This window comes from uncultured Aquimonas sp., from assembly GCF_937888285.1.
Classification (GTDB): Bacteria; Pseudomonadota; Gammaproteobacteria; order Xanthomonadales; family Xanthomonadaceae; genus Aquimonas.
The window spans coordinates 1-19,366 of the sequence record NZ_CALART010000114.1 but is presented as its reverse complement, the minus strand read 5'-3'; the positions used below and the strand labels follow the sequence as shown (position 1 = coordinate 19,366).

At 67.7% G+C, this 19,366-nt stretch carries 13 protein-coding genes; 6 read left to right on the top strand and 7 right to left on the bottom strand.

Features of this window, described 5'->3' with window-relative positions; translation table 11 throughout:
• Positions 1–2 precede the first annotated feature (2 nt).
• Positions 3–470, top strand: coding sequence for a chemotaxis protein CheW (locus Q0654_RS22065; protein ID WP_298857495.1), 468 nt, complete (start codon positions 3–5; stop codon positions 468–470).
• Positions 471–800: 330 nt separating this feature from the next.
• Here Q0654_RS22065 and Q0654_RS22060 read toward each other — a convergent pair whose 3' ends face one another.
• The gene (locus tag Q0654_RS22060) at positions 801–1,775 is read right to left on the bottom strand and encodes a glucokinase (RefSeq protein ID WP_298857494.1); all 975 of its coding nucleotides are present in this window, start codon (positions 1,773–1,775) and stop codon (positions 801–803) included.
• Between the two features lie 152 nt (positions 1,776–1,927).
• Between Q0654_RS22060 and mutL the strand changes: the two genes are divergently transcribed.
• From mutL to hutG, 5 genes are all read left to right on the top strand, one after another.
• Complete coding sequence (mutL, locus tag Q0654_RS22055; RefSeq protein ID WP_298857493.1) at positions 1,928–3,790, top strand: DNA mismatch repair endonuclease MutL; 1,863 nt, start codon at positions 1,928–1,930, stop codon at positions 3,788–3,790.
• A 240-nt stretch (positions 3,791–4,030) separates the two neighbouring features.
• Entirely contained in the window at positions 4,031–4,963 is a 933-nt protein-coding gene (locus tag Q0654_RS22050) for a DUF1684 domain-containing protein (RefSeq protein ID WP_298857492.1), read from the top strand.
• Positions 4,964–4,991: 28 nt separating this feature from the next.
• Positions 4,992–5,876 (top strand): TraB/GumN family protein, encoded by an 885-nt coding sequence (locus Q0654_RS22045; protein ID WP_298857490.1) that lies wholly within the window; start codon positions 4,992–4,994, stop codon positions 5,874–5,876.
• Between the two features lie 321 nt (positions 5,877–6,197).
• On the top strand, positions 6,198–7,457 hold the full coding sequence (locus tag Q0654_RS22040) for an FAD-dependent oxidoreductase (protein ID WP_298857488.1): 1,260 nt from the start codon (positions 6,198–6,200) through the stop codon (positions 7,455–7,457).
• A gap of 176 nt (positions 7,458–7,633) precedes the next feature.
• Positions 7,634–8,425 (top strand): N-formylglutamate deformylase, encoded by a 792-nt coding sequence (gene hutG / locus Q0654_RS22035; protein ID WP_298857486.1) that lies wholly within the window; start codon positions 7,634–7,636, stop codon positions 8,423–8,425.
• Positions 8,426–8,672: 247 nt separating this feature from the next.
• Here hutG and Q0654_RS22030 read toward each other — a convergent pair whose 3' ends face one another.
• The 6 genes from Q0654_RS22030 to Q0654_RS22005 form a co-directional block, all read right to left on the bottom strand.
• The gene (locus tag Q0654_RS22030) at positions 8,673–9,860 is read right to left on the bottom strand and encodes a Wadjet anti-phage system protein JetD domain-containing protein (RefSeq protein ID WP_298857484.1); all 1,188 of its coding nucleotides are present in this window, start codon (positions 9,858–9,860) and stop codon (positions 8,673–8,675) included.
• Complete coding sequence (locus Q0654_RS22025) at positions 9,857–13,246, bottom strand: ATP-binding protein (RefSeq protein ID WP_298857482.1); 3,390 nt, start codon at positions 13,244–13,246, stop codon at positions 9,857–9,859. Before Q0654_RS22025 ends, Q0654_RS22030 begins: the two co-directional genes overlap by 4 nt.
• Entirely contained in the window at positions 13,239–13,916 is a 678-nt protein-coding gene (locus Q0654_RS22020) for a DUF4194 domain-containing protein (protein WP_298857480.1), read from the bottom strand. The genes Q0654_RS22025 and Q0654_RS22020 overlap by 8 nt, the downstream gene beginning before the upstream one ends.
• A gap of 20 nt (positions 13,917–13,936) precedes the next feature.
• Complete coding sequence (locus Q0654_RS22015) at positions 13,937–15,418, bottom strand: DUF3375 domain-containing protein (protein ID WP_298857478.1); 1,482 nt, start codon at positions 15,416–15,418, stop codon at positions 13,937–13,939.
• A gap of 8 nt (positions 15,419–15,426) precedes the next feature.
• On the bottom strand, positions 15,427–15,969 hold the full coding sequence (locus Q0654_RS22010; protein ID WP_298857476.1) for a hypothetical protein: 543 nt from the start codon (positions 15,967–15,969) through the stop codon (positions 15,427–15,429).
• 97 nt (positions 15,970–16,066) lie between these two features.
• The gene (locus tag Q0654_RS22005) at positions 16,067–19,279 is read right to left on the bottom strand and encodes a type I restriction endonuclease subunit R (RefSeq protein WP_298857474.1); all 3,213 of its coding nucleotides are present in this window, start codon (positions 19,277–19,279) and stop codon (positions 16,067–16,069) included.
• Positions 19,280–19,366: the final 87 nt, after the last annotated feature.

Below are 19,366 nucleotides of genomic sequence, written 5' to 3'. Positions count from 1 at the left end.
CCATGAGCAACGAACGCAAAGACATCCGTGGCGTCACCATCACCGTCACCGGTGGCCGCCTGCTGCTGCCGAACGCCAACATCGCCGAAATCATTACCTTCGCCGAGCCTGAACCGGTCCCCGGCGCGCCCACCTGGGTGCTCGGGCGCCTGCGCTGGCGCGGTTGGCGTCTGCCGCTGGTGTCCTTTTCGCGGCTGGCGGGTCTGGCCACCGACGAGGGCGAACTCGGCGCCAAGGTGGCGGTGCTGCGCGCGCTCGGCGGCAACCCGCGACTGCCGTACTTCTGCCTGCTCACGCAGGGCTTCCCACGTCTGACCACGGTGTCCTCGGACGCGCTGATCACCGCCGATGAAGGAGAGCTGCCGGCCGGCGCGCAGATGCGTGTCCTGCTGCGCGACGAGTATTCCTACATCCCGGACCTCATCGACATCGAGCATCGACTGCTGGACGTGCTGCAGATTGCAGCCTGAGCGTCCTCCGCGCAGGCCTGGATCCGGGTTCACTTCAACCGCTGGCGCCATCCGACACGCACCGCCGGATATCCTTGTGGCCTGCGAGCGTGTGGCTCTGCCAAATCGGTAGACCTCTGGCCCACACGGACTGCGCAGCCGCCGGCACGCGCCATCTCCATGCGCGCTTGACCAAACACGGGTCAAGCCCTTATTGGCTTTGAACAGTGGCCGCGAGTGCGGCACGTGTGCGGACTCGCTCCCGTTGGAACCAGCACGTGCGCGCTCGCCCCCTTGGCGCGCCCTCCGTGGCGTGCCGCAACGCTGAATCCTTTGGCGTTACCTTGGGTCTCAGCCCTCGCAGAGCGCCATCGCGGCGCCGACGATGCCGAGCTGACCGTGCTCGATCAGGTGTATCGGAACCTGCTCCAGCACCGGGCGCATGACGCCCTTCGAGGCGAATCGGGCACCGAAGGCATCGGCATCGAAACCGTGCATCAGCCGCGGCAGGATCCCGCCGGCCAGCAGCACGCCGCCGTAGGCGCCAAGCGCCAGCACCAGATTGCCGCAGGTGCTGGCCAGCGCGCCCCAGAACAGCTCGACGGCGCTGCGCGCAAGCGGATCGCCTGAGTCCGAGCTGCGGCTGACGCCTTCGGGCGTCTCGGCGACGGCAGCTAGGCCGCGCAGGTGGGCGAGTCCGCGATAGATGCGCAACAGGCCGGGGCCCGACAGCAGGGCTTCGGTGTCCACGTGGCCATCCGTGCCAAGCAGGGGGCGCATCCATTCGAGCAGGGCCGATTCCTCCGGGGTGACCGGCGCGAATCCGGGCCGGCCGGCTTCGGTGGGCAGAACGTGTTCCCGGTCGCCCAGACGAATGCGCAAGGCAGCGCCCAAGCCGGTGCCGGGACCGATGACAACGACGGGCGCTGTGGTGCTGGGCGTGCCTGAATGCAGCAAGGTACCCGCTTCGGGGGACAGCCAGCGTGTGGCTCGCGCCAACGCCTCGAAATCGTTGCTCAGCACCAGCGGCACCTCGCCCGCCACGGCTTCGAGCGCGTCCAGATGCACGCGCCAGGGCAGATTGCCGTTGACGATCTCGCGGCCGTGGCGCAGGCCTGCGCAGGCCAGCGCCAGCGCCTCGGGGCGCCCCCGATGCTCGGTCAAGAACCGGCGGACGATGTCGGCCAGCCCCGGATACTCGGCGCAGCGATAGGTCTGTGCGGACAGGACCATCGGGGCGCTGCCGCCGCGGCGGTCCACCTCGACCCAGGCCAGGCGGGCATTGGTGCCGCCCACATCGGCGGCCAGCGCGTGCATCAGCGACATCGTGAACGTCCACGGTTCGGGGCCACAGAGAGTAGCGGCTCGCGTGCCGGCCCGCGGCATCGTGTTCCACCTGAGCGTGGAGCATACGTATGCACCGGCGCTGATGGTCGAGGCCGTATCATCAGCGGCCTACCCGCAGTCTGCTCGCACACGTGCCCATCCAGCTTCTGCCTGACACCCTGATCAACCAGATCGCCGCCGGCGAGGTGGTTGAACGCCCGGCCTCGGTGATCAAGGAGCTGCTGGAGAACGCCATCGATGCGGGATCCACGCGCGTCGAGATCGATCTGGAAGAGGGCGGCATCCGCCTGATCCGCATCCGCGACGACGGCTGCGGCATTCCCGCCGAGGAGCTGCCGCTGGCGCTGTCGCGGCACGCCACCAGCAAGATCGCCTCGCTGGAGGATCTCGAACAGGTCGGCACGCTGGGTTTCCGCGGCGAGGCCTTGCCCTCGATCGCCGCGGTATCGAAGTTCAGCATTACGTCGCGACCCGCCCAGCAGGCCACTGCGACGCGCGTCGAGGTTGAGGGCGGCCGCCTGCGCGCGCCGGAGCCCGCCGCGCATCCGCCCGGCACGACCATCGAAGTGCGCGATCTGTTCTACAGCGTGCCGGCGCGGCGCAAGTTCCTGCGCGCCGAGCGCACCGAGTACGGCCATGCCGAGGATCTGGTGCGCACACTGGCGCTGGCACGCATGCAGGTGGAGCTGAAGCTCAAGCACAACGGCCGCATCAGCAAGCACTACCGCCCCGTGGAGGACGAAGCCAGCCTCGGCAAGCGCCTGTCGGAAGCCCTGGGCGAAGACTTCGCCCGCGGCGCGCTGCGCATCGAGCACGAGGCCGCGGGCCTGCGCCTGCACGGCTGGGTGGGCCTGCCCACGGCCTCGCGCAGCCAGGCCGACCAGCAGTTCTTCTTCGTCAACGGCCGCCACGTCAAGGACCGTCTGGTCGCGCACGCGGTCAAGCAGGCCTATGCCGACGTGCTCTATCACGGGCGCCATCCAGCCTTCGTGCTGTTTCTGGAGATCGATCCGCGCAAGGTCGATGTCAACGTGCATCCGGCCAAGCACGAGGTGCGCTTCCGCGACGGCCGGCTGGTGCACGAGTTCATCTTCCGCAGCCTGCACGAAGCGCTGGCAGGAACGCGCGCGGGCGCAGTGGCTGTAGGGCAGGGCAGCGTGCCCGGTGCCAGCGCTGTGAACGGGCTTTCGGTCGGGTCCCAAGCGACGACCACGGACGAGGCCTTTGCCGCGCGTTCCGCTCAGGCCGCGGGTGTCGGACACGTTGGCTACGGCCTGCAGTCGGCCGGCTTCGGCCAGCGTCCGCAGCAGGTGGGGATGCCGCTGCGCGAGCAGATGGCTGCCTATGGCGCGCTGTATGGCACACCGTCCGCCGCAGCGAATCCGCTCCCGCAGCAGGACCCCAGCGAGGCGCCGCCGCTGGGCTATGCGCTGGCCCAACTGCACGGGGTCTATGTGCTCGCCCAGAACGCGCAGGGCCTGGTGCTGGTCGACATGCACGCGGCGCACGAGCGCATCACTTACGAACGACTGAAAGGCCAGCGCGAAGGCGAGGGCATCCGCTCGCAGCCGCTGCTGGTGCCAATCGAGCTCGCGGTCAGCGAGCGCGAAGCCGATCTCGCCGAGGGCGAAGCCGATGCCCTGGCCGCACTCGGCATTGAACTGCAGCGCATCGGCCCACAGTCGCTCAGCATCCGCAGCGTGCCGGTGCTGCTGGCCGGTGCCGATGCCAGGCAGCTGGTGCTGGACGTGCTCTCGGACCTGGCCGAACACGGACGCACGCGGCGCATCGAAGAGGCCGGCAATGCATTGCTTTCCACGCTCGCCTGCCACACCTCGGTGCGTGCCAACCGGCAGCTCACCGTGGCCGAGATGAACGCGCTGCTGCGCGACATGGAGGCCACCGAGCGCAGCGGCCAGTGCAACCACGGGCGCCCAACCTGGACGCAGCTGAGCCTGGCCGAGCTCGACAAACTGTTTCTGCGGGGCCGCTGAGCCATGCACCTGAAGAAACCGTCCGAGAAGCAGCAATTCGGCGATCAACACCCGCCGTCGCCCCCGCGCAGGCGGGGGCCCAGAGGAGACTTGCCGCTGCGGTCGGGGGGCGGGATTCGCACCTTCGCGGCGACCGCGGACCCAGGCTCCATCGACAACATCCAACCCGCGACGCGGTGGAGGAGGGTTTCTGGAATCGCAGCGCTCGCGCTGGCGACACTCTTGATCGTTGCCTGCGGGGTGCAAACCGATTCCGATGTTGCGCCCATCGCCAGCACCGATGCGGCTGTGGCCGAGCAATCGACGGCAGGTGCGGCCGCTGCGGGCAATGACGCCTGGCTCGCCGAGCTGCAGGTCTTTCGAGCCGAGCGCGAGCACGCCCTGCGCAGTCCGGAAGGATGGATGGCCTTGGTTGGTTTGCACTGGCTGGAAGCCGGCGCGCACAGCCTCGGCAGCGACAGCGGCAATGCCGTCCGGCTTGCAGTCGGCCCCGCCCGGCTCGGAGCGTTCGAGCTGCTTCCGGAGGCGATGGCCCTGCGTCTCATCCTCACCGATGGCGTGCGCGTCCGCCGCGACGGCGCCGAGGTGACACAAGGCGAGATCCTGATCCACGCCGACAAGTCCGAAGCGCCCACGCGCATCGACTTCGACGGCGGAAGCCTTGGCCTGATCGAACGCGGCGGTCGCTACGCCCTGCGCGTGCGCAGCCCGCAGGCGCCATCGCTGCTGGCCTTCAAGGGCCTCAACTGGTTTGCGCCCGACCCAGGCTTCGTCACCGAAGCCCGCTTCGAGCCGCATCCGCCGGGCCAGACGATTCCGATCGTGAACGTGCTCGGCCAGATCGAGCCCACGCCAAATCCGGGGCGGCTGGTCTTCGAGCTCGATGGCACAACCCATACGCTCGAAGCGCTGGGCGATCCCGAGGATTCGCTGTTCCTGATCTTCGCCGACCGCAGCAACCGCCGTGAAAGCTATGGCGCCGGCCGCTTCCTCTACACCGGCAAGGTCGTGGAGGGGCGCGTGCGGCTCGACTTCAATCGGGCCATCAACCCGCCCTGTGCGTACACCGACTACAGCACCTGCCCGCTGCCTCCACCGGAGAACCGCCTGCGCGCGACGATCACCGCTGGCGAAGCGCGCTACGGTCACACGGTCGATGTTCCCGCTTCCTGATGCGCCACCCTTGCCTGGAGCCTGCTCGATGAATCGCCTGTTCGCTCGTCTTGCCCTGACCGCCGTCGGCCTGCTGTTCGCCGCCACTGCGCTGGCACGCCCGATGCCCCTGCTGTGGGTCGCCAAGAAGGGCGAGACCGAAGTCCACCTGCTCGGCAGCTTCCACATGCTGAAGGAGGGCGACTATCCGATGGATCCGAGTATCGAGCTGGCTTATGCCAACGCCGAAGCGCTGGTATTCGAGATCGCACCGGCCGAGATGAAGTCGCCCGATCTCTCGCGCGGCCTCATGCAGGCGGCGCGCTTCGAAGACGGCGGCAGCCTGCGCGCCGTGCTGTCCGAGGCCACCCGCAAGAAGCTCGAAGCCTTCATGGGCGAGGCCGCGGTGCTCGGCTCGGACGGTATGAAGCCCTGGTTCATCACCTTGAACATGACGGTGTCGATGATTCTCCAGGCAGGCTTCAACCCGGCGCTGGGCATGGACGTCCACTTCATGCAGCGCGCGGAAGCCGACGCCAAGCCCACCCGCGGGCTGGAAACCGTGGCGGACCAGATCGCCGCCCTGTCCGGCGCGCCGATGGATGAGCAGGTCCTCGGCCTTGAAGAAGCCCTGCGCCCGCGCGAGGAGATGCTGCAGCGCTTCGACGAACTGCACGGCTTCTGGCGCGCGGGTGATGTCGACGCCATCGAACGCCTGATGGTCGAGGAACTGGTCGACAAGACGCCGGTCACAGCCAAGCTGCTCAACGAAGACCGCAACCGCCGCTGGCTGCCGCAGATCGAGGCCATCCTCGCCGGTGACAAGGACACTCTGGTCATCGTCGGCGCCTTGCATCTGGTGGGTGATATCGGTCTGGTCGAGCTGCTGCGCGCCCGCGGCTACAGCGTGGAGCGCGTCGACCCGACGCCGTGAGCTGACTGTCGATCCGCCGCTCGCTCCACGCTAGCAAGCGAACATAGGGCGGGCCTTGGCCCACCGTGACCTCTACACCACGACACGACCATAGGGTGGGCCCTGGCCCACCATGCCAATGAACCTCGCGGCAGGACGCGCAGACCCGTGCGCTCAACGGCGTAGTGCCTGGTGGGTGCAATGTCCTCGGCATCCGTGAGGCAGCGGTGAGCCAGGGCCCACCCTATGCGGATTGAGAGCTGCTGGATCGCGTCGACGCATTCGCCGCAGCCACGGCGCTAGAGTGGCATCCGCTCTTCCACCAGCAAGGAATACTGCCCCGTGTCGCAGCCCGGCTCCGATCAAGACGAAGTGCTGATTCTCGGTGGCGGCGTGATCGGCCTGTGTAGTGCGCTGTATCTGCTGGAAGCCGGTCGCCGCGTGCGGGTGCTGGAGCGCCGGCACGTCGGCGCGGGCGCCTCGCACGGCAACTGCGGCACGCTGACCCCCAGCCATGCGCCGCCGCTGGCCGCGCCCGGGGTCATCGCAAAGGGCCTGCGCTGGATGCTTACGCCCGATGCGCCGCTGTACATCAAGCCGCGCATCGATCCCGCGCTGTGGCGCTGGCTGCTGCGCTTTGCGGCGCGCTGCAATCGCCGCGACTGGCGTGACTCCACGGCCAAACGCGCGGTGCTGCTGAACGCTTCGCGGCAGCTGCTGGCCGAAGCGGTCGTGCGCCACGGTCTCGACTGCGAGCACAGCGATACCGGCCTCACCTACGTCTTCCGCACGCAGCAGCTGTTCGATGAGATCGCAGCGGATCTGCCGGCGCTGTCCGAGTTTGGTATCCGCGCCGAAGTGCAGGAGGGCGCACGCGTCGAGCGCGACGAGCCCGCGCTGAAGCCCGGGGTCGCTGGCGGCATCCACTTCCCCGATGATGGCCACCTGCGGCCTGATCGCTATCTCTCTGCGCTGGCGCGACGGGTTCGCGAGCTGGGCGGTGAGATCGAAGAGGGCGTCAGCGTGGAGCGCATCGTCACCGCGCAGGGCAGGGTGGAGGCCGTCCACACCAGCCGTGGCGTGCTGCACCCGCGCGAGCTCGTGTTCGCGCTGGGCGCCTGGAGCCCCGCGTTCGCCAACCAACTTGGACTCAAGCTGCCGATCCAGCCGGGCAAGGGCTACTCGATCACCTACACCCGCCCTGGTCTCGCGCCGAAGCGGCCCATGGTGTTGAAGGAGCGCTCGGTCTGCGTGACCGCCTGGTCGGACGGTTATCGCCTGGGCAGCACCATGGAGTTCAGTGGCTACGACGAGAGCCTGAACCGTGTGCGTCTGGGGGCTCTGGAGCGTGGCGCCGCCGAGTTCCTGCACGAGCCGGTGGGCGGTACGAAGCAGGAGGAGTGGTTCGGCTGGCGCCCCATGACCTGGGACGACCTGCCCTTCATCGGCCGAGCCCCGCGCGCGCGGAACCTCGTGATCGCTGCCGGCCACGGCATGATGGGGGTCAGCATGTCGGCCGTCAGCGGCCATCTCGTCGCCGACCTGATCTGCGGCCGCGAGCCGATCATCGATCCCGCCATCGTCAGCCCGACACGCGCATAGGGTGGGCCCTGGCCCACCATGACCTGGGCCAGACCGCTCGCTTCGGTGCGCTCATCAAGCGCTCCCACAGCATCGACACGGTCAGTGGAGCGCACCTCCATTCCCCCGCGAAGGTATTCATTCCGCCCCGCAACCCGCTAGGCTGTGCCTACCCTCGCCAAAGTCCGCCGCCCCGCGTGAACCACACCGCCAGCGACGTCTACGAGCTGCATCAGGGCAGCGCTCCGCTGCTCATCAGCCTGCCGCACGACGGCACCGCGATTCCCGACGACATCGCGCCACACCTGCACGATGCTGCGCGCCGCGTGCCGGATACCGACTGGCACGTCGCCACGCTGTATGACTTCGCCCGCGAGCTCGGCGCCTCCATCCTCGTACCGCGCTACTCGCGCTACGTCATCGATCTGAACCGCCCGCCCGACGGCGTTGCTCTGTATCCCGGCCGCGCTGAAACCGGCCTGTGTCCGACCATCGCCTTCAGCGGCGAGGCGATCTATCGCGAGGGTCACGCGCCGGATGCCGCCGAGGTGGAACGCCGTCGCCTGCTCTACTGGCAGCCCTACCACTCAGCCCTGGCTGGAGAGCTCACGCGCCTGAAGTCCGCCCACGGCCGCGCTCTGCTCTGGGAAGGCCACAGCATCCGCAGCGAAGTGCCGATGCTGTTCGAAGGCCGCCTCCCGGACTTGAACCTAGGCACCGCCGACGGCGCCAGCTGCGGCAACACACGGCTCGACCGCGTCACCGCCTTGCTCGCCCAGCAGAGCGACTACAGCTGGGTCGCCAACGGCCGCTTCAAGGGCGGCTACATCACCCGCCACTATGGCCGCCCGGCCGAGGGTATTGATGCCATCCAGCTCGAACTCGCCCAGCTCACCTACATGGATGAACGCAGCCAGCGCTACGACGCGGTCAGGGCGGGGCGGCTGCAGGGGCTGCTCCGGAAGATGCTGCTTGCGGCTCTGGTTTGAGAGCTTCCCAGCCCGCGTGGCGGGCCAGGAGTTCATGAGGCGACATGGATTCGTCCCTCTGGCTCTCTGCTATTCGTAGGAGCCTGTTCGCAGGCGACCGCAGCCTTCGCCGTGCACCACCTCTGCGGGTCGCGAGCAAGCTCGCGCTTACCACAGCCGGCTTTCGGGTAGACAGCGATAGCCGCAGAGGCCGTTGAGGGGGCTGTTTCTTGAGTGCCTTTCGAGCTCCGGCTTGCCACTCGGTGAGTCAGACGGAGGATGAGAGTCGCGCCAGTCGCTCTGCCACTGAACTGAACCCGATCCGCTCCTGTTCCAGCCGCAGCCTTGGCTGGTAGTGGTCGAAGCGAAGGTCGTCGTACAGGGCGCGCTCTGAAGGCATCAGCCTTGTCAGCACGTGGCGAACCGGTGCGGGCTCCTCGCCCCAGTGTTCCCGATGGGCAAGCAGGGTTTCGCGATCCATCAGGAACGACGCGACCTGCGCATGGTGGGCCCGCAGCTGATCGAGAATGGCGAAGCCGTGGGTGTCGATGTCGCCCCAGTAGTGCAGGGCGCAGCGCTGCAGCCAATCGGCGCGCGCCAGAGCCTCCCAGCCGTAACCGGCTCCGAACACAACGATGGCGCGCGCGACCCCCGGGAACGCGAGGAAGTTGGTCTCGTTCTCGGTGATGAAGACGCGCTCGATGGGCAGCTGCAGCGTCGCGAAGCTGGCGGCGTCCAGCGTGATGTCTGACAGTCCCGTGCAGCCCGACAGCGCCGGAATTCGCGCATCCAGCAGCCGGAAGCGAATGCGCACGGGCTTGTCGAGAAAGCCATAGCGGCGTGCGAACTGCGGGACACCGGTCGCCGAAAGTTCGACAGCCTCGGCCGGGAGCGCAAGATCGAGCAGTTCGATCAGCACACTGCGATGGGCCTCGATGAACTTGCTGTCGACTCCAGGCACATCGACCTGGCGCAGGTAGATGCCCGGGCGCGGATGCACCTGCAGCCAGCCGACCACCGCCAGCATTGGCGGCCAGCGCTCGGCCAGGTCCAGCGCCTGCAGTGGGCGTCGCAGCAGCCAGGCCATGAGTGCAGGCTGCGCACGCTCGGTCTGCTGCCACAGCAACACGAAGCGCCGTGCTTCGGGCGACTTGCCAATGAAAGCCAGAGCGTGTTGCAGATCGTCCAGCCACACAGCGGAAGGCAGGCGCTGCGCGCCCTGCACGCGGTGGTTCCAGTCCCGCCATTCGATGCGGATCTGCGGCGTGTCAGCCAGCGCGTGAACCCACTCGCGAACCGCCTCGAAGCGATCGGACAAATCCGCCGCGCTGGGCGCCTTCAAGCTAAGGCGCAGCGGCCAGGCGATGACATCCGATACCGCCGCGCGCAGCAGCTCGCCGCGCTCCCACAGCCGCTGCACCTGCGCGCGCAGATCCGATGGCGTGGTCCAGCTCATGAGGCGCTGGCGCTTCCCGCCGCACCGCCTTGGGCCTTCTGCGTGCGGTAGTCCTCGATCGACAGGCAGCGCAGCCGCGAGTCGCGGCCGCCCTCGTTGTGGACGAAGCCGACGCTGGCCACATAAGGCTCGATGATGTGGATCTTCTGCAGCGGCGTGACGATCAACAGCTGCAGGTTGAGCTGCTGGAACAGGCGCAGGCCGTACTGGGCGGATTCGTCCGAGCCGCGGCCGAAGGCTTCGTCGATCACCACGAAGCGGAAGCTGCGCGAGCGCACCGCGCCCCATTCCAGCCCGAACTGATAGGCCAGACTGGCGGCGAGCACGGTGTAGGCCAGCTTCTCTTTCTGTCCGCCCGACTTGCCGCCGGAGTCGGAGTAGTGCTCATGCTCGACGCCGTCCGCGCGCCAGCGCTCGCTGGCGGAGAACAGAAAGCCGTTGCGCACATCGGTGACCTTGGCGGTCCAGCGGCGGTCGGCATCGGCAAAGCCCTCGCGGCCGCGGAAGCGATCGATGAGCGCCTTGACCTGCAGGAACTTCGCCTCGGAATACTGCTCGTCGCCGGAGCCGGTCAGCGCACCCTCGGTGCAGGCGCGCAGGTCCTGCTGGAAGTCGCGGATCTCGGCATCCGGGCTCGGCTGCGCCACCAGCTTGATGTAGCGCCCGGGGTTGTAGTCGATCGCCTCCAGCGACTGGTTGATGAAGTCGACGCGCTCCTTGATCGTCTCGCGCTCGCGCGCCAGCTGTGCGTTGAAGTTCGCGATCTCGTTGATCGTGTTGACGTTCAGCAGCTCCTTGAAGCGTGCCTCGAAGCGCGGCAGGTCGTCGCCGCGCAGGCCGGCGAGCATGCGCTCGTACTCGAGCAGGGCGGCCAGGCTGACATCGGTGTCGACGGTCTCGGCCTTGAACTCCTCCTTGAAACCGCGCATGGCGTTGACGATGCGCTCGGTCAGCCGCGCCAGACGCCGGTCTTCGGCGTCGATGCGCTCCTGCAGCCAGCGGCGCAGGTCCTGCTCGCGGTTGTCGCAGGACTCCACCGACAGCTGATGCTCGCCCAGCGCCTGCGCACGCCAGGCTTCCAGGCGTGTGAACTGCGCCTCCGACAGTGGTGCTTCATTCCACAGCGCCGCAGCCTGTTCGCGCAGCGCCTCTGCGGCCTCGCGCTTGCTCTTCAGTTCGCCGCGCTTGCCCAGCGCGTCGGAGCGCTTCTGATCCACCTCGGCAAGCCGCGCCTGCACGGCCTGCAGTTGGCGCGTGAGCTCCTGCAGCGCATCCGAAGCCGCCTCCAGGCGCGCGCGTTCCTCGCTCAGCGCGGCGATCTGGCGGGCCAGCGACATCCAGTCGATGTCGGCATAGCGGGTGAACTCCTCCAGCTTGCTCAGCGCGTCGAGTTGGCCCTGCAAGCCCTTGCGCGCCTGCTGCAGTTCGGTGATGCGCTGGGCCAGGCCGGCCAGCCGCTCCTGCAGCTGCTGGCGCTGATCGCGCAGTGCGCGCAGCTTGTCGGCATTGCTCCAGCCCAGCACATAGCGGCTGCGGTCGTCGATGCGGCTGCGGTCGTCCTTCTCGTGGCGTCCGCTGGGGTCCTTGATCTGGCCTGAGCGGGTGATGGCGCGGGCCTCGCGGCGGAACTGCTCGGCGCTATCGCAGCAGGCCACGTCGAAGCGCTGGCGCAGCTCCTGCTCCAGCCATTCGTAGTGCGGCGAATCCGGCTTGATGAGCAGTTTGCGCACCAGCGACTGCGGGTGCAGGCTCGCCGCCTGTGTGGCCTTGCGCGCCCGCACGTGGAAGTAGACCAGACGCGCGCCGAGATGCTGCTGATCCACCCACTCGGCCACAGCCCTGTAGTGCGCCTCCGGCACCAGCAGGGCGAGGCCGAAGCCGCGCAGCAGGCGCTCGGCCGCGCCTTCCCAGTCGCGCTCGTCCTCGCGCACCTGGATCAGTTCGCCAGCGAAGGGCAGTTCGTCTTCGGCGATGCCCAGTGCCGCGCACAGGGCATCGCGGATGCGCACCTGCGCCGTATCGATGTTGCTGCGGCGCCGCTGCAGGCTCTCGATCTCCTCGGTCAGCGCCGCGTTCTCCTCGCGCCCCTTGCGGAAGGCGAAGTCCTCCTCGCGCTCGCGGTTGTCGAGATGAGACAGACGCTCACGCAGATCCTCGGCGCGCTGGCTGATGCCCTGCTGCTGGATCAGAAAGCCTGCCTCATCCGCTGGCGCCGGCTCGTCGATGCGCGCCAGCAGGCTCTGGTGGCGCTGCGCCTTCTGCTGGCGCTGTTCCTTCTCCTGCTCCAGCCGGCGGATCTCTGCAGCCAACTCTTCGAGACGGTCGCCGCCCTTGTCGCGCAGGGCGCGCTCCAGGCGCGAGACCTCGACGCGCTCGGCTTCGCGCTGGGCCTCCATGCGCTCGATCTGCGCATCCAGACGCGTGGCGTCTTCGGCCAGCAGGCCCAGGCGTCGATCCAGCAGCTCGCCCTTCAGGCGCGCGAAATAGGGCCGCAGCTGGTCGCGCGCCTCGCGCCATCCCTGCACCTCGGCCACCAGCGCGCGATGGCGCTCGCCGTCGGCCACCAAGGGCGTCAGCAGATCGACCTGACGCTTGGCCTTGAGCACCGCTTGATGCGCGCGGTCCAGGTCGTCGAAGTGGCGGATCAGTGCCTCGATGCGGCTGCCGACATCGAAGGGCTCCAGCATGTGGCTGCGCACGAAATCGGTGAGGTTGCCCACCGACTTCATCGACACCGTCTGGTGGAACAGCTCCAGCGCCTGTTCGTGCTCGATGCCGAAGCGGCGCCGGAACCAGGCGCCGTAGGGCGGAAAGCCGTCGAACAGTTCGCAGCCGCTGGCGCGCAGCTTCTTGCGCAGGCCGCTGATGTCGCTGCCGAAGCCGCTGAAATCCTCGGCGATGCCGAGCGCACGCTCGGCCGCCACGAACAGACGCGCAGGCGGGCCGCCGGGATCCTTCAGCCAGAACACCTGGGCGAGGGTTACCGCCTGGTCGTAGCCCTCGTTGCGGAACACGCCGAGGATGACCGAGTAGCTCGACGCATCGCGCAGCGCCACCGGCTTGGCGCTGCCGGTGACCTCGTTGCGCTCGCTCTTGTAATGGCCCAGCACATAGGAGCGCAGCGAGCGCTCGCGCGCGTCAGCGCCGGCCGCCTTGTTGTAGGCCACGCGATGCGCCGGCACCAGCAGGGTGGTGAGGGCATCGACCAGGGTCGACTTGCCCGAACCGATGTCGCCGGTGAGCAGGCCATTGCGGCCATCGAGCGCGTAGCGCCAGACGCGCTTGTCGAAGGTGCCCCAGTTCAGCACTTCGAGCGTCTGCAGGCGAAAGCCGACGCGGCTGTCGTCGGAGACGAAGCTCAGGCCGAGCGTCGGCGCCTCAAGCATCGGACTCGCCCTTGCTTGTGCCTGCCGAAAGGGCGGTGCGGTAGACCTCAAGGCGGACATCGAACTCGGCCAGCCACTGCGCGTCGACAAAGGCCTTCAGGATGCGCCGCACCTCGTAGTGGCCGCGATCCTGGGTGCTGCCGGCCGCGGGCTTCAGCTTGCGCAGAAAGCCCAGGTCGACCACCTTGGAAATCGTTGCGTCCACCTGGTCGATCAGGCGCGCCTCGTTGCTGCCATCGGGCAGGAAGACCCGCATGAGTTCGGCGATGTCTTCGCGCGACAGCACCAGACGCGTATCGCCGCCACCGGCGTCGAACTCGGCCAGACGCTTGCGCAGCAGGGCCAGCATCAGGCTGACCGGATACGACAGCGGGCGTCGAGCGATCAGCCGCGGCAGGCGCGGCGCGGCATCGGACTCGTCCGGATCGGGCCGGCTCTTGAGATAGGCATAGCCCTCGGCCTCGTCCAGCACCAGGTCCAGCAGCAGCACCACCGCCTGCTCGCGCACGCGCGCCTGCAGGCGCAGCAGGCTGGCCCAGAGCTTCTCGTCGTCATCGCGGTAGAGCACGCCCTTCAGCAGGTGCACCAGCAGCTGCGAGAGCTCGGGGACGGCAGGCGCCGGCGCATTCGCGGCCTCAGTCGTGTCGATGTCTTGCAGGTCTTCGCTCATTGGGTTCCCGTTCGCGCTGCTCATTGTGGTGAGCGCGCAAAGATCACGCGCGGCAGGAGCGCCTCGCGCGTCACTGCCTCGCCGGCTGCATTGGTGGCCTGCCAGCGGATCGGCTCGTCCACGCTTTCGTCGACGAGCGCGCGCAGACCATCGAGAGTGTCGCCGCTGCTGTCGGCGTGGGCCAGCTCCAGGTAGGCCACCAGTTCCGCCAAACCCTGCTGCAGGGGCGAGCTGTCGAGCAGCTCGCGCAGGCTGATCTGCGACTGCTGGCGCAGAGCGCGCTGCAGGGTCGCGCGCAGGCGCGCCTTGTCGACCACGATCTGATCGAACAGACGCCCGGTGTCGACCTCGTCCTCGCCCAGCTCCAGCGCCAGCGCGGCGAGACGCGGCTTGACGCTGGGCGTGAACAGCGGGCGCTCCAGCGGCAGCTCGACCTCTGCGCCTATGTCGTCGATGTGCATCACCGTGCCCGTAAGCGCGGCCTCGCGCAGGCCGAGCGCTTTGCCCTCGATGCCGTGCAGCAGATCGAGAATGCGGCGGTTCTCCAGGAAGGCGCGGTCGTCCAGAAAGCGCCGCAGTTGCTGTGAGAGCTGGGCCACCGTGCGCTGGGTGTGCTCGCCGGCTTCCAGCCAGTCGTGATGCACGCGACGCGTGCGCGGCTCGGGCTTCAGCTCGCTCACCGCCGGCAGCGCCAGCACGGTATCCAGACGCTGCGACAGCTCCTCCTGGCGACGGCTGGACATCAGAAAATCCCAGAAGGCGCGGAAGCTGCGGCCCTGGTCGGAGTCACCGATCGCATCGCGCTCGCCCATGATCTCGTCCAGCAGGGCACCCTTCGAGCCCTCCCACAGTGCGATCTTCTCGCGCACCTTGCGATCGAGCAGGCGGAAGTTGTGCTCCACCTCGCGAAAGTCGGCCAGCAGCTCGCGCGCGAGCTGCTGAAACTGCTGGAAGCGATCGCGCACCGCGGTGTCGTCCATCATCGCCACATCGCCGGCTTCGACGCGGGCGATCTCGGCATCGATCTCGGCGCGCTTGCGGCGCAGCTCTTCCACGCGCTTGTCCGGATCGACCTCGGTGCCCGCGCTGATCTGCTCCAGCAGCGCGAACAGGGTCAGCAGTCGCGACTCGGTGCCGACGAACGCACGCTCGGTCAGCGACTGCAGCCAGGCGATGGCCTTCTCGGTGGCCGGCGTCAAATCGAACTGCGCCTCATCGGTGCCCGGCTTGTAGAACTTGCGCAGCCAGGCCTTGTCGGGCGTCGCCCAGTCGTTCAGATACTCCAGCGCGGCCTTGGGGTAGGCATCCTGCCCGTACTGCTCGCGCAGGGCGAACAGCTCGTCCTCCAGCGACTCGGCCAGATCGGCTTCGCTCATCACCCGCACATTCGGCGCCACGAACGCGCGGTGCAGAAAGCTCGCCACCAGCGGCGCATGCTTCGAGGCCAGCAGGCGCCAGGCGGGGTGACGGTCGCGGAGGGTGGTGAGGGTGGCGTGGTGCATCCCGAGGCTCAGCGCTTCGCGCTTTCAGCCATTAGAAAGCCCAACTCGCTGCCGAGATCGAAGGCCAGGCCGCCACTGCTGCGGCTGACGGCATCGAGGCGGTCCCACAGATCGGAGTGCGGCGGCTGCGGAAGGCCCTCAACAGCCTTGTTTGCCTGCGCAAACATGCGCACAAGAGCATCCGCATAGCCTTCCTCCTGCAGGCCCACCTCCTTGGCGAAACCGGTCGCTCGCTCGCAATAGAACACCATCAGCTCAGCCAGCCCTTCTGCTTGGCCTACGGCCCTCTTGTAGTCCGTAATGGCCTTCTTCGCCTTGGCCACCGACGTGTCCTGCTTCTTGCGATAGTCCGGCCAGAGCCATCGGTCGATAGTGGCCTTGTAGGGCTTCAGCACATCCTCGCCCAGTGCGAAACGAGCATGCAGGAAGGCCTGATTGTCGCGATTGGCGGCATACAGAGCCTGCACCAGGCCGATGAGTTCGGCGCGATCAAGGTCTGCGAGTTTGACCTTGAGGTCGGACCAGCTGGGGGTGCTGCGTTTGGTTGCCACGGTCAGGTTCTCGCTTCTTGTGATGATGTGCGGGTCGTTCGCCGCTGGTCAGAGCGTGCTAACTGGAGTCGGCGAAGAGCATGCCCGGCCAGACAACTTACCGGCCCGCATGCCCCGGCAGCCAAGACGCCGACAGCACCTCGGCCTGCTGCAACACGGTCTGCACTGCGGCGTCCTGCAGGTCGGGCGGGTAGCCGTACTTGCGCAGGATGCGCTTGACCAGCACGCGCAGCCGGGCGCGGGCCGACTCGCGGTGCGCCCAATCGACGGCGACATTCTCACGCAGCGAGACCAGCAGCTCATGGGCGATCACCCGCAGCTTGTCATCGCCCATCACTTCCACCGCGGACGCGTTTTCCGCCAACGCGTCGTAGAAGGCGATCTCGTCGTCCGACAAGCCCTGCTCCTCGCCGCGGCTGCGCGCCGCGCGAATGTCTCGGGCCAGCCTGTTCAATTCCTGCAGCACCTCGGCGGTGGTGATGGCGTTGGCGTGGTAACGGGCGATGGCGTCTTCCAGACGCTGCGAGAACGCGCGCGTCTCGACGACATTGGTGCGCGTGCGCGAGCGGATGCTGTCATTGAGCAGCTTGCGCAGCGCTTCGAGCGCCAGGTTCTTCTTCTCCATCTGCTGCACTTCCAGCAGAAACTCGTCGGAGAGGATCGAGAGGTCGGGCGTCTGGATGCCGGCCGCTGCAAGAATGTCGACGATCTCGGTGGACACCACCGCACGGCTGACGATCTGCTGGATGGCCAGCTCGCGATCCTGCCGGGCAAGGCCCGGGCCCGCCGACGACTTGACGAGGGCCGCGCGAATCGCCTGGAAGAAACCGACTTCCTCGCGGATTCCGCGCGCCTCATCCGAGCTCGCAGCCAGGGCGAAGGCTTTCGACAGGCCCAGCACGCCATCGGCGAAGCGCCGCTGCGCCTGCTTTTTGCCCTCAGGCGTCTGCTCGGCAGCCGCCCACTGCTGCTGCTTGTCGAGTATCCATTCGATGGCGCCCGCCATCATGGCCAGCCGTTCGCCGGGCGAGCCACCCAAGCCCGTGCGGTAGTCGAAGCCATGGAACATGGCGCCCACGATCTCGTACTTTTCCAGCAGCACCGCCACCGCTTGCGCCTCATCAATGCCGGTCTTGTCCTGGTCGGGCTTCGAGTACTGGGCCAGCGCGGATTTCAGATTCTGGGCGATGCCGATGTAGTCCACGATCAGGCCCGCCGGCTTGTCGCGAAACACACGGTTGACGCGGGCGATGGCCTGCATCAGGCCGTGGCCGCGCATCGGCTTGTCGATGTACATGGTGTGCATGCTGGGTGCGTCGAAGCCGGTCAGCCACATGTCGCGCACGATCACCAGCTTGAGCGCGTCCTTTGGCTCGCGCGCACGCTTGGCCAACAGATCGCGCCGCGCCTTGTTGCCGATGTGCTGCTGCCATTCAACCGGGTCGGACGCCGCACCCGTCATCACGACCTTGAGGCTGCCGGCCTTGTCGTCATCGCTGTGCCAGTCGGGGCGCAGCTTGATGATCTCCTCGTACAGGGCCACGCAGATGCGTCGGCTCATGCACACCACCATGGCCTTGCCCTGCAGCGCGGCTACGCGATCCTCGAAGTGCTGCACCAGATCGGCAGCCACCAGCGCCAGTCGCTTCTCGCTGCCGACTAGGGCTTCGACCGTGCTCCATTTCTGCTTGACGCGCTCGGCCCTGGGTTCGTCCTCGTCTTCCAGCAGGGCTTCGATCTCGGCATCGATGTGCGGCCGTTGGTCGGCGTCCAGTTCGATGCGGGCCAGCCTCGACTCGTAGTAGATCGGCACGGTGGCGCCGTCTTCCACTGCGCGGCTGATGTCGTAGATGTCGATGTAGTGGCCGAACACCGCCGGCGTGTTGACGTCGCTGGCCTCGATCGGCGTGCCGGTGAAGCCGATGAACGAAGCCTGGGGCAGGGCATCGCGCAGGTACTTGGCAAAGCCGTAGGCGATCTCACCGGTCTTGCCGGCCACCTTCGCCTTGAATCCGTACTGGCTGCGGTGCGCCTCGTCGGCGATCACCACGACGTTGGCGCGGTTGGTGAGCATCGGGAAGTCCGCCTCATCCGCCGCCGGCGAGAACTTCTGCAGCGTGGTAAAGATCACCCCGCCCGACGCACGCGAAAGCAGGCTGCGCAGATGCTCGCGATCCTGCGCTTGCACCGGCGTCTGCCGCAGCAGATCGCGGCACATCGCGAAGGTGGCGAAGAGCTGGTCGTCGAGATCGTTGCGGTCGGTCAAGACCACCAGGGTGGGGTTTTCCATGCGCGGTTCCAGCACCAGCAGCCCCGCATAGAACGCCATCAGCAGGCTCTTGCCGGAGCCCTGGGTGTGCCAGATCACGCCCGCCTTGCGGTCGCCTGCGGGCTGGTCCTTGACGCTCGGCAGGCCGTACAGGGCCGGGTCTTCGGCCTGCCATTTCGCCCGGCTGGCCCGCAGCGTCGAGGCCACCGCGCGCTTGACCGCATGGAACTGGTGGTAGCCGGCGATGATCTTGATCAGCCCGCTGCTGGCTTCGCCGAACACGGTGAAGTGGCGCAGCAGGTCCAGAAAGCGCCCCCGCTCGAACACGCCCTCGACCAGCGTGGCCATCTCGGGGCTGCCCTTGGGTTCGATGCGCGCGCCATCGGTGGCGCGCCAGGGCATGAAGCGCTCGAAATCCGCCGACAGCGAGCCCACCCGCGCCGACAGCCCGTCGGAGGTCACCAGCAGCGCATTGCTGCGGAACAGCGCAGGAACTTGCTGCTTGTAGGTCTGCAGCTGGTTGAACGCGCCAAGAAGCGTCGCGCTCTCGCCGCCAGGGGCCTTCAGCTCCAGCACCGCCAGCGGCAGACCGTTGACGAACACCACCACATCCGGCCGGCGCTTGTTGGGCCCGGCCACGACGGTCAGCTGCTGCACCGCCAGCCAGTCGTTGTTGTCCGGGCGCTCGAAGTCGATCAGCCGCACCTTGCCGGCGCTCAAGGTGCCGTCCTCGGCGTAGTACTCCACGTCTGCGCCTTCAGTCAGCAGACGATGGATGCGGCGGTTTTCCTCCAGCAGGGCAGGGAACTCCGACTGCGTCAGCTGCCGGACGGCATCGGCAAGAGCCTCGGGCGGCAAGCTGGGGTTCAAGCGCGCCACCGCCGCACGCAGGCGCGCGCTCAGCAGCACTTCGTCGTAGGCCTCGCGCTCCGGCTGCTTGCCGTCGGGACCGATGAGCTCATCCGAAGCGACGGCGTAGCCCAGTGCGCTGAGCTGCTGTAGCAGCGCGGCTTCGAGTTGGGCTTCGGAGAGAAAGGCCATGCCTGTGTCCTATTGGCCGTGCTCGTTGAGCAGGGCGGTCTCAACTCTGAAACGCAACACCCCAACGGAGCGTAGTGGGCCAGGTGA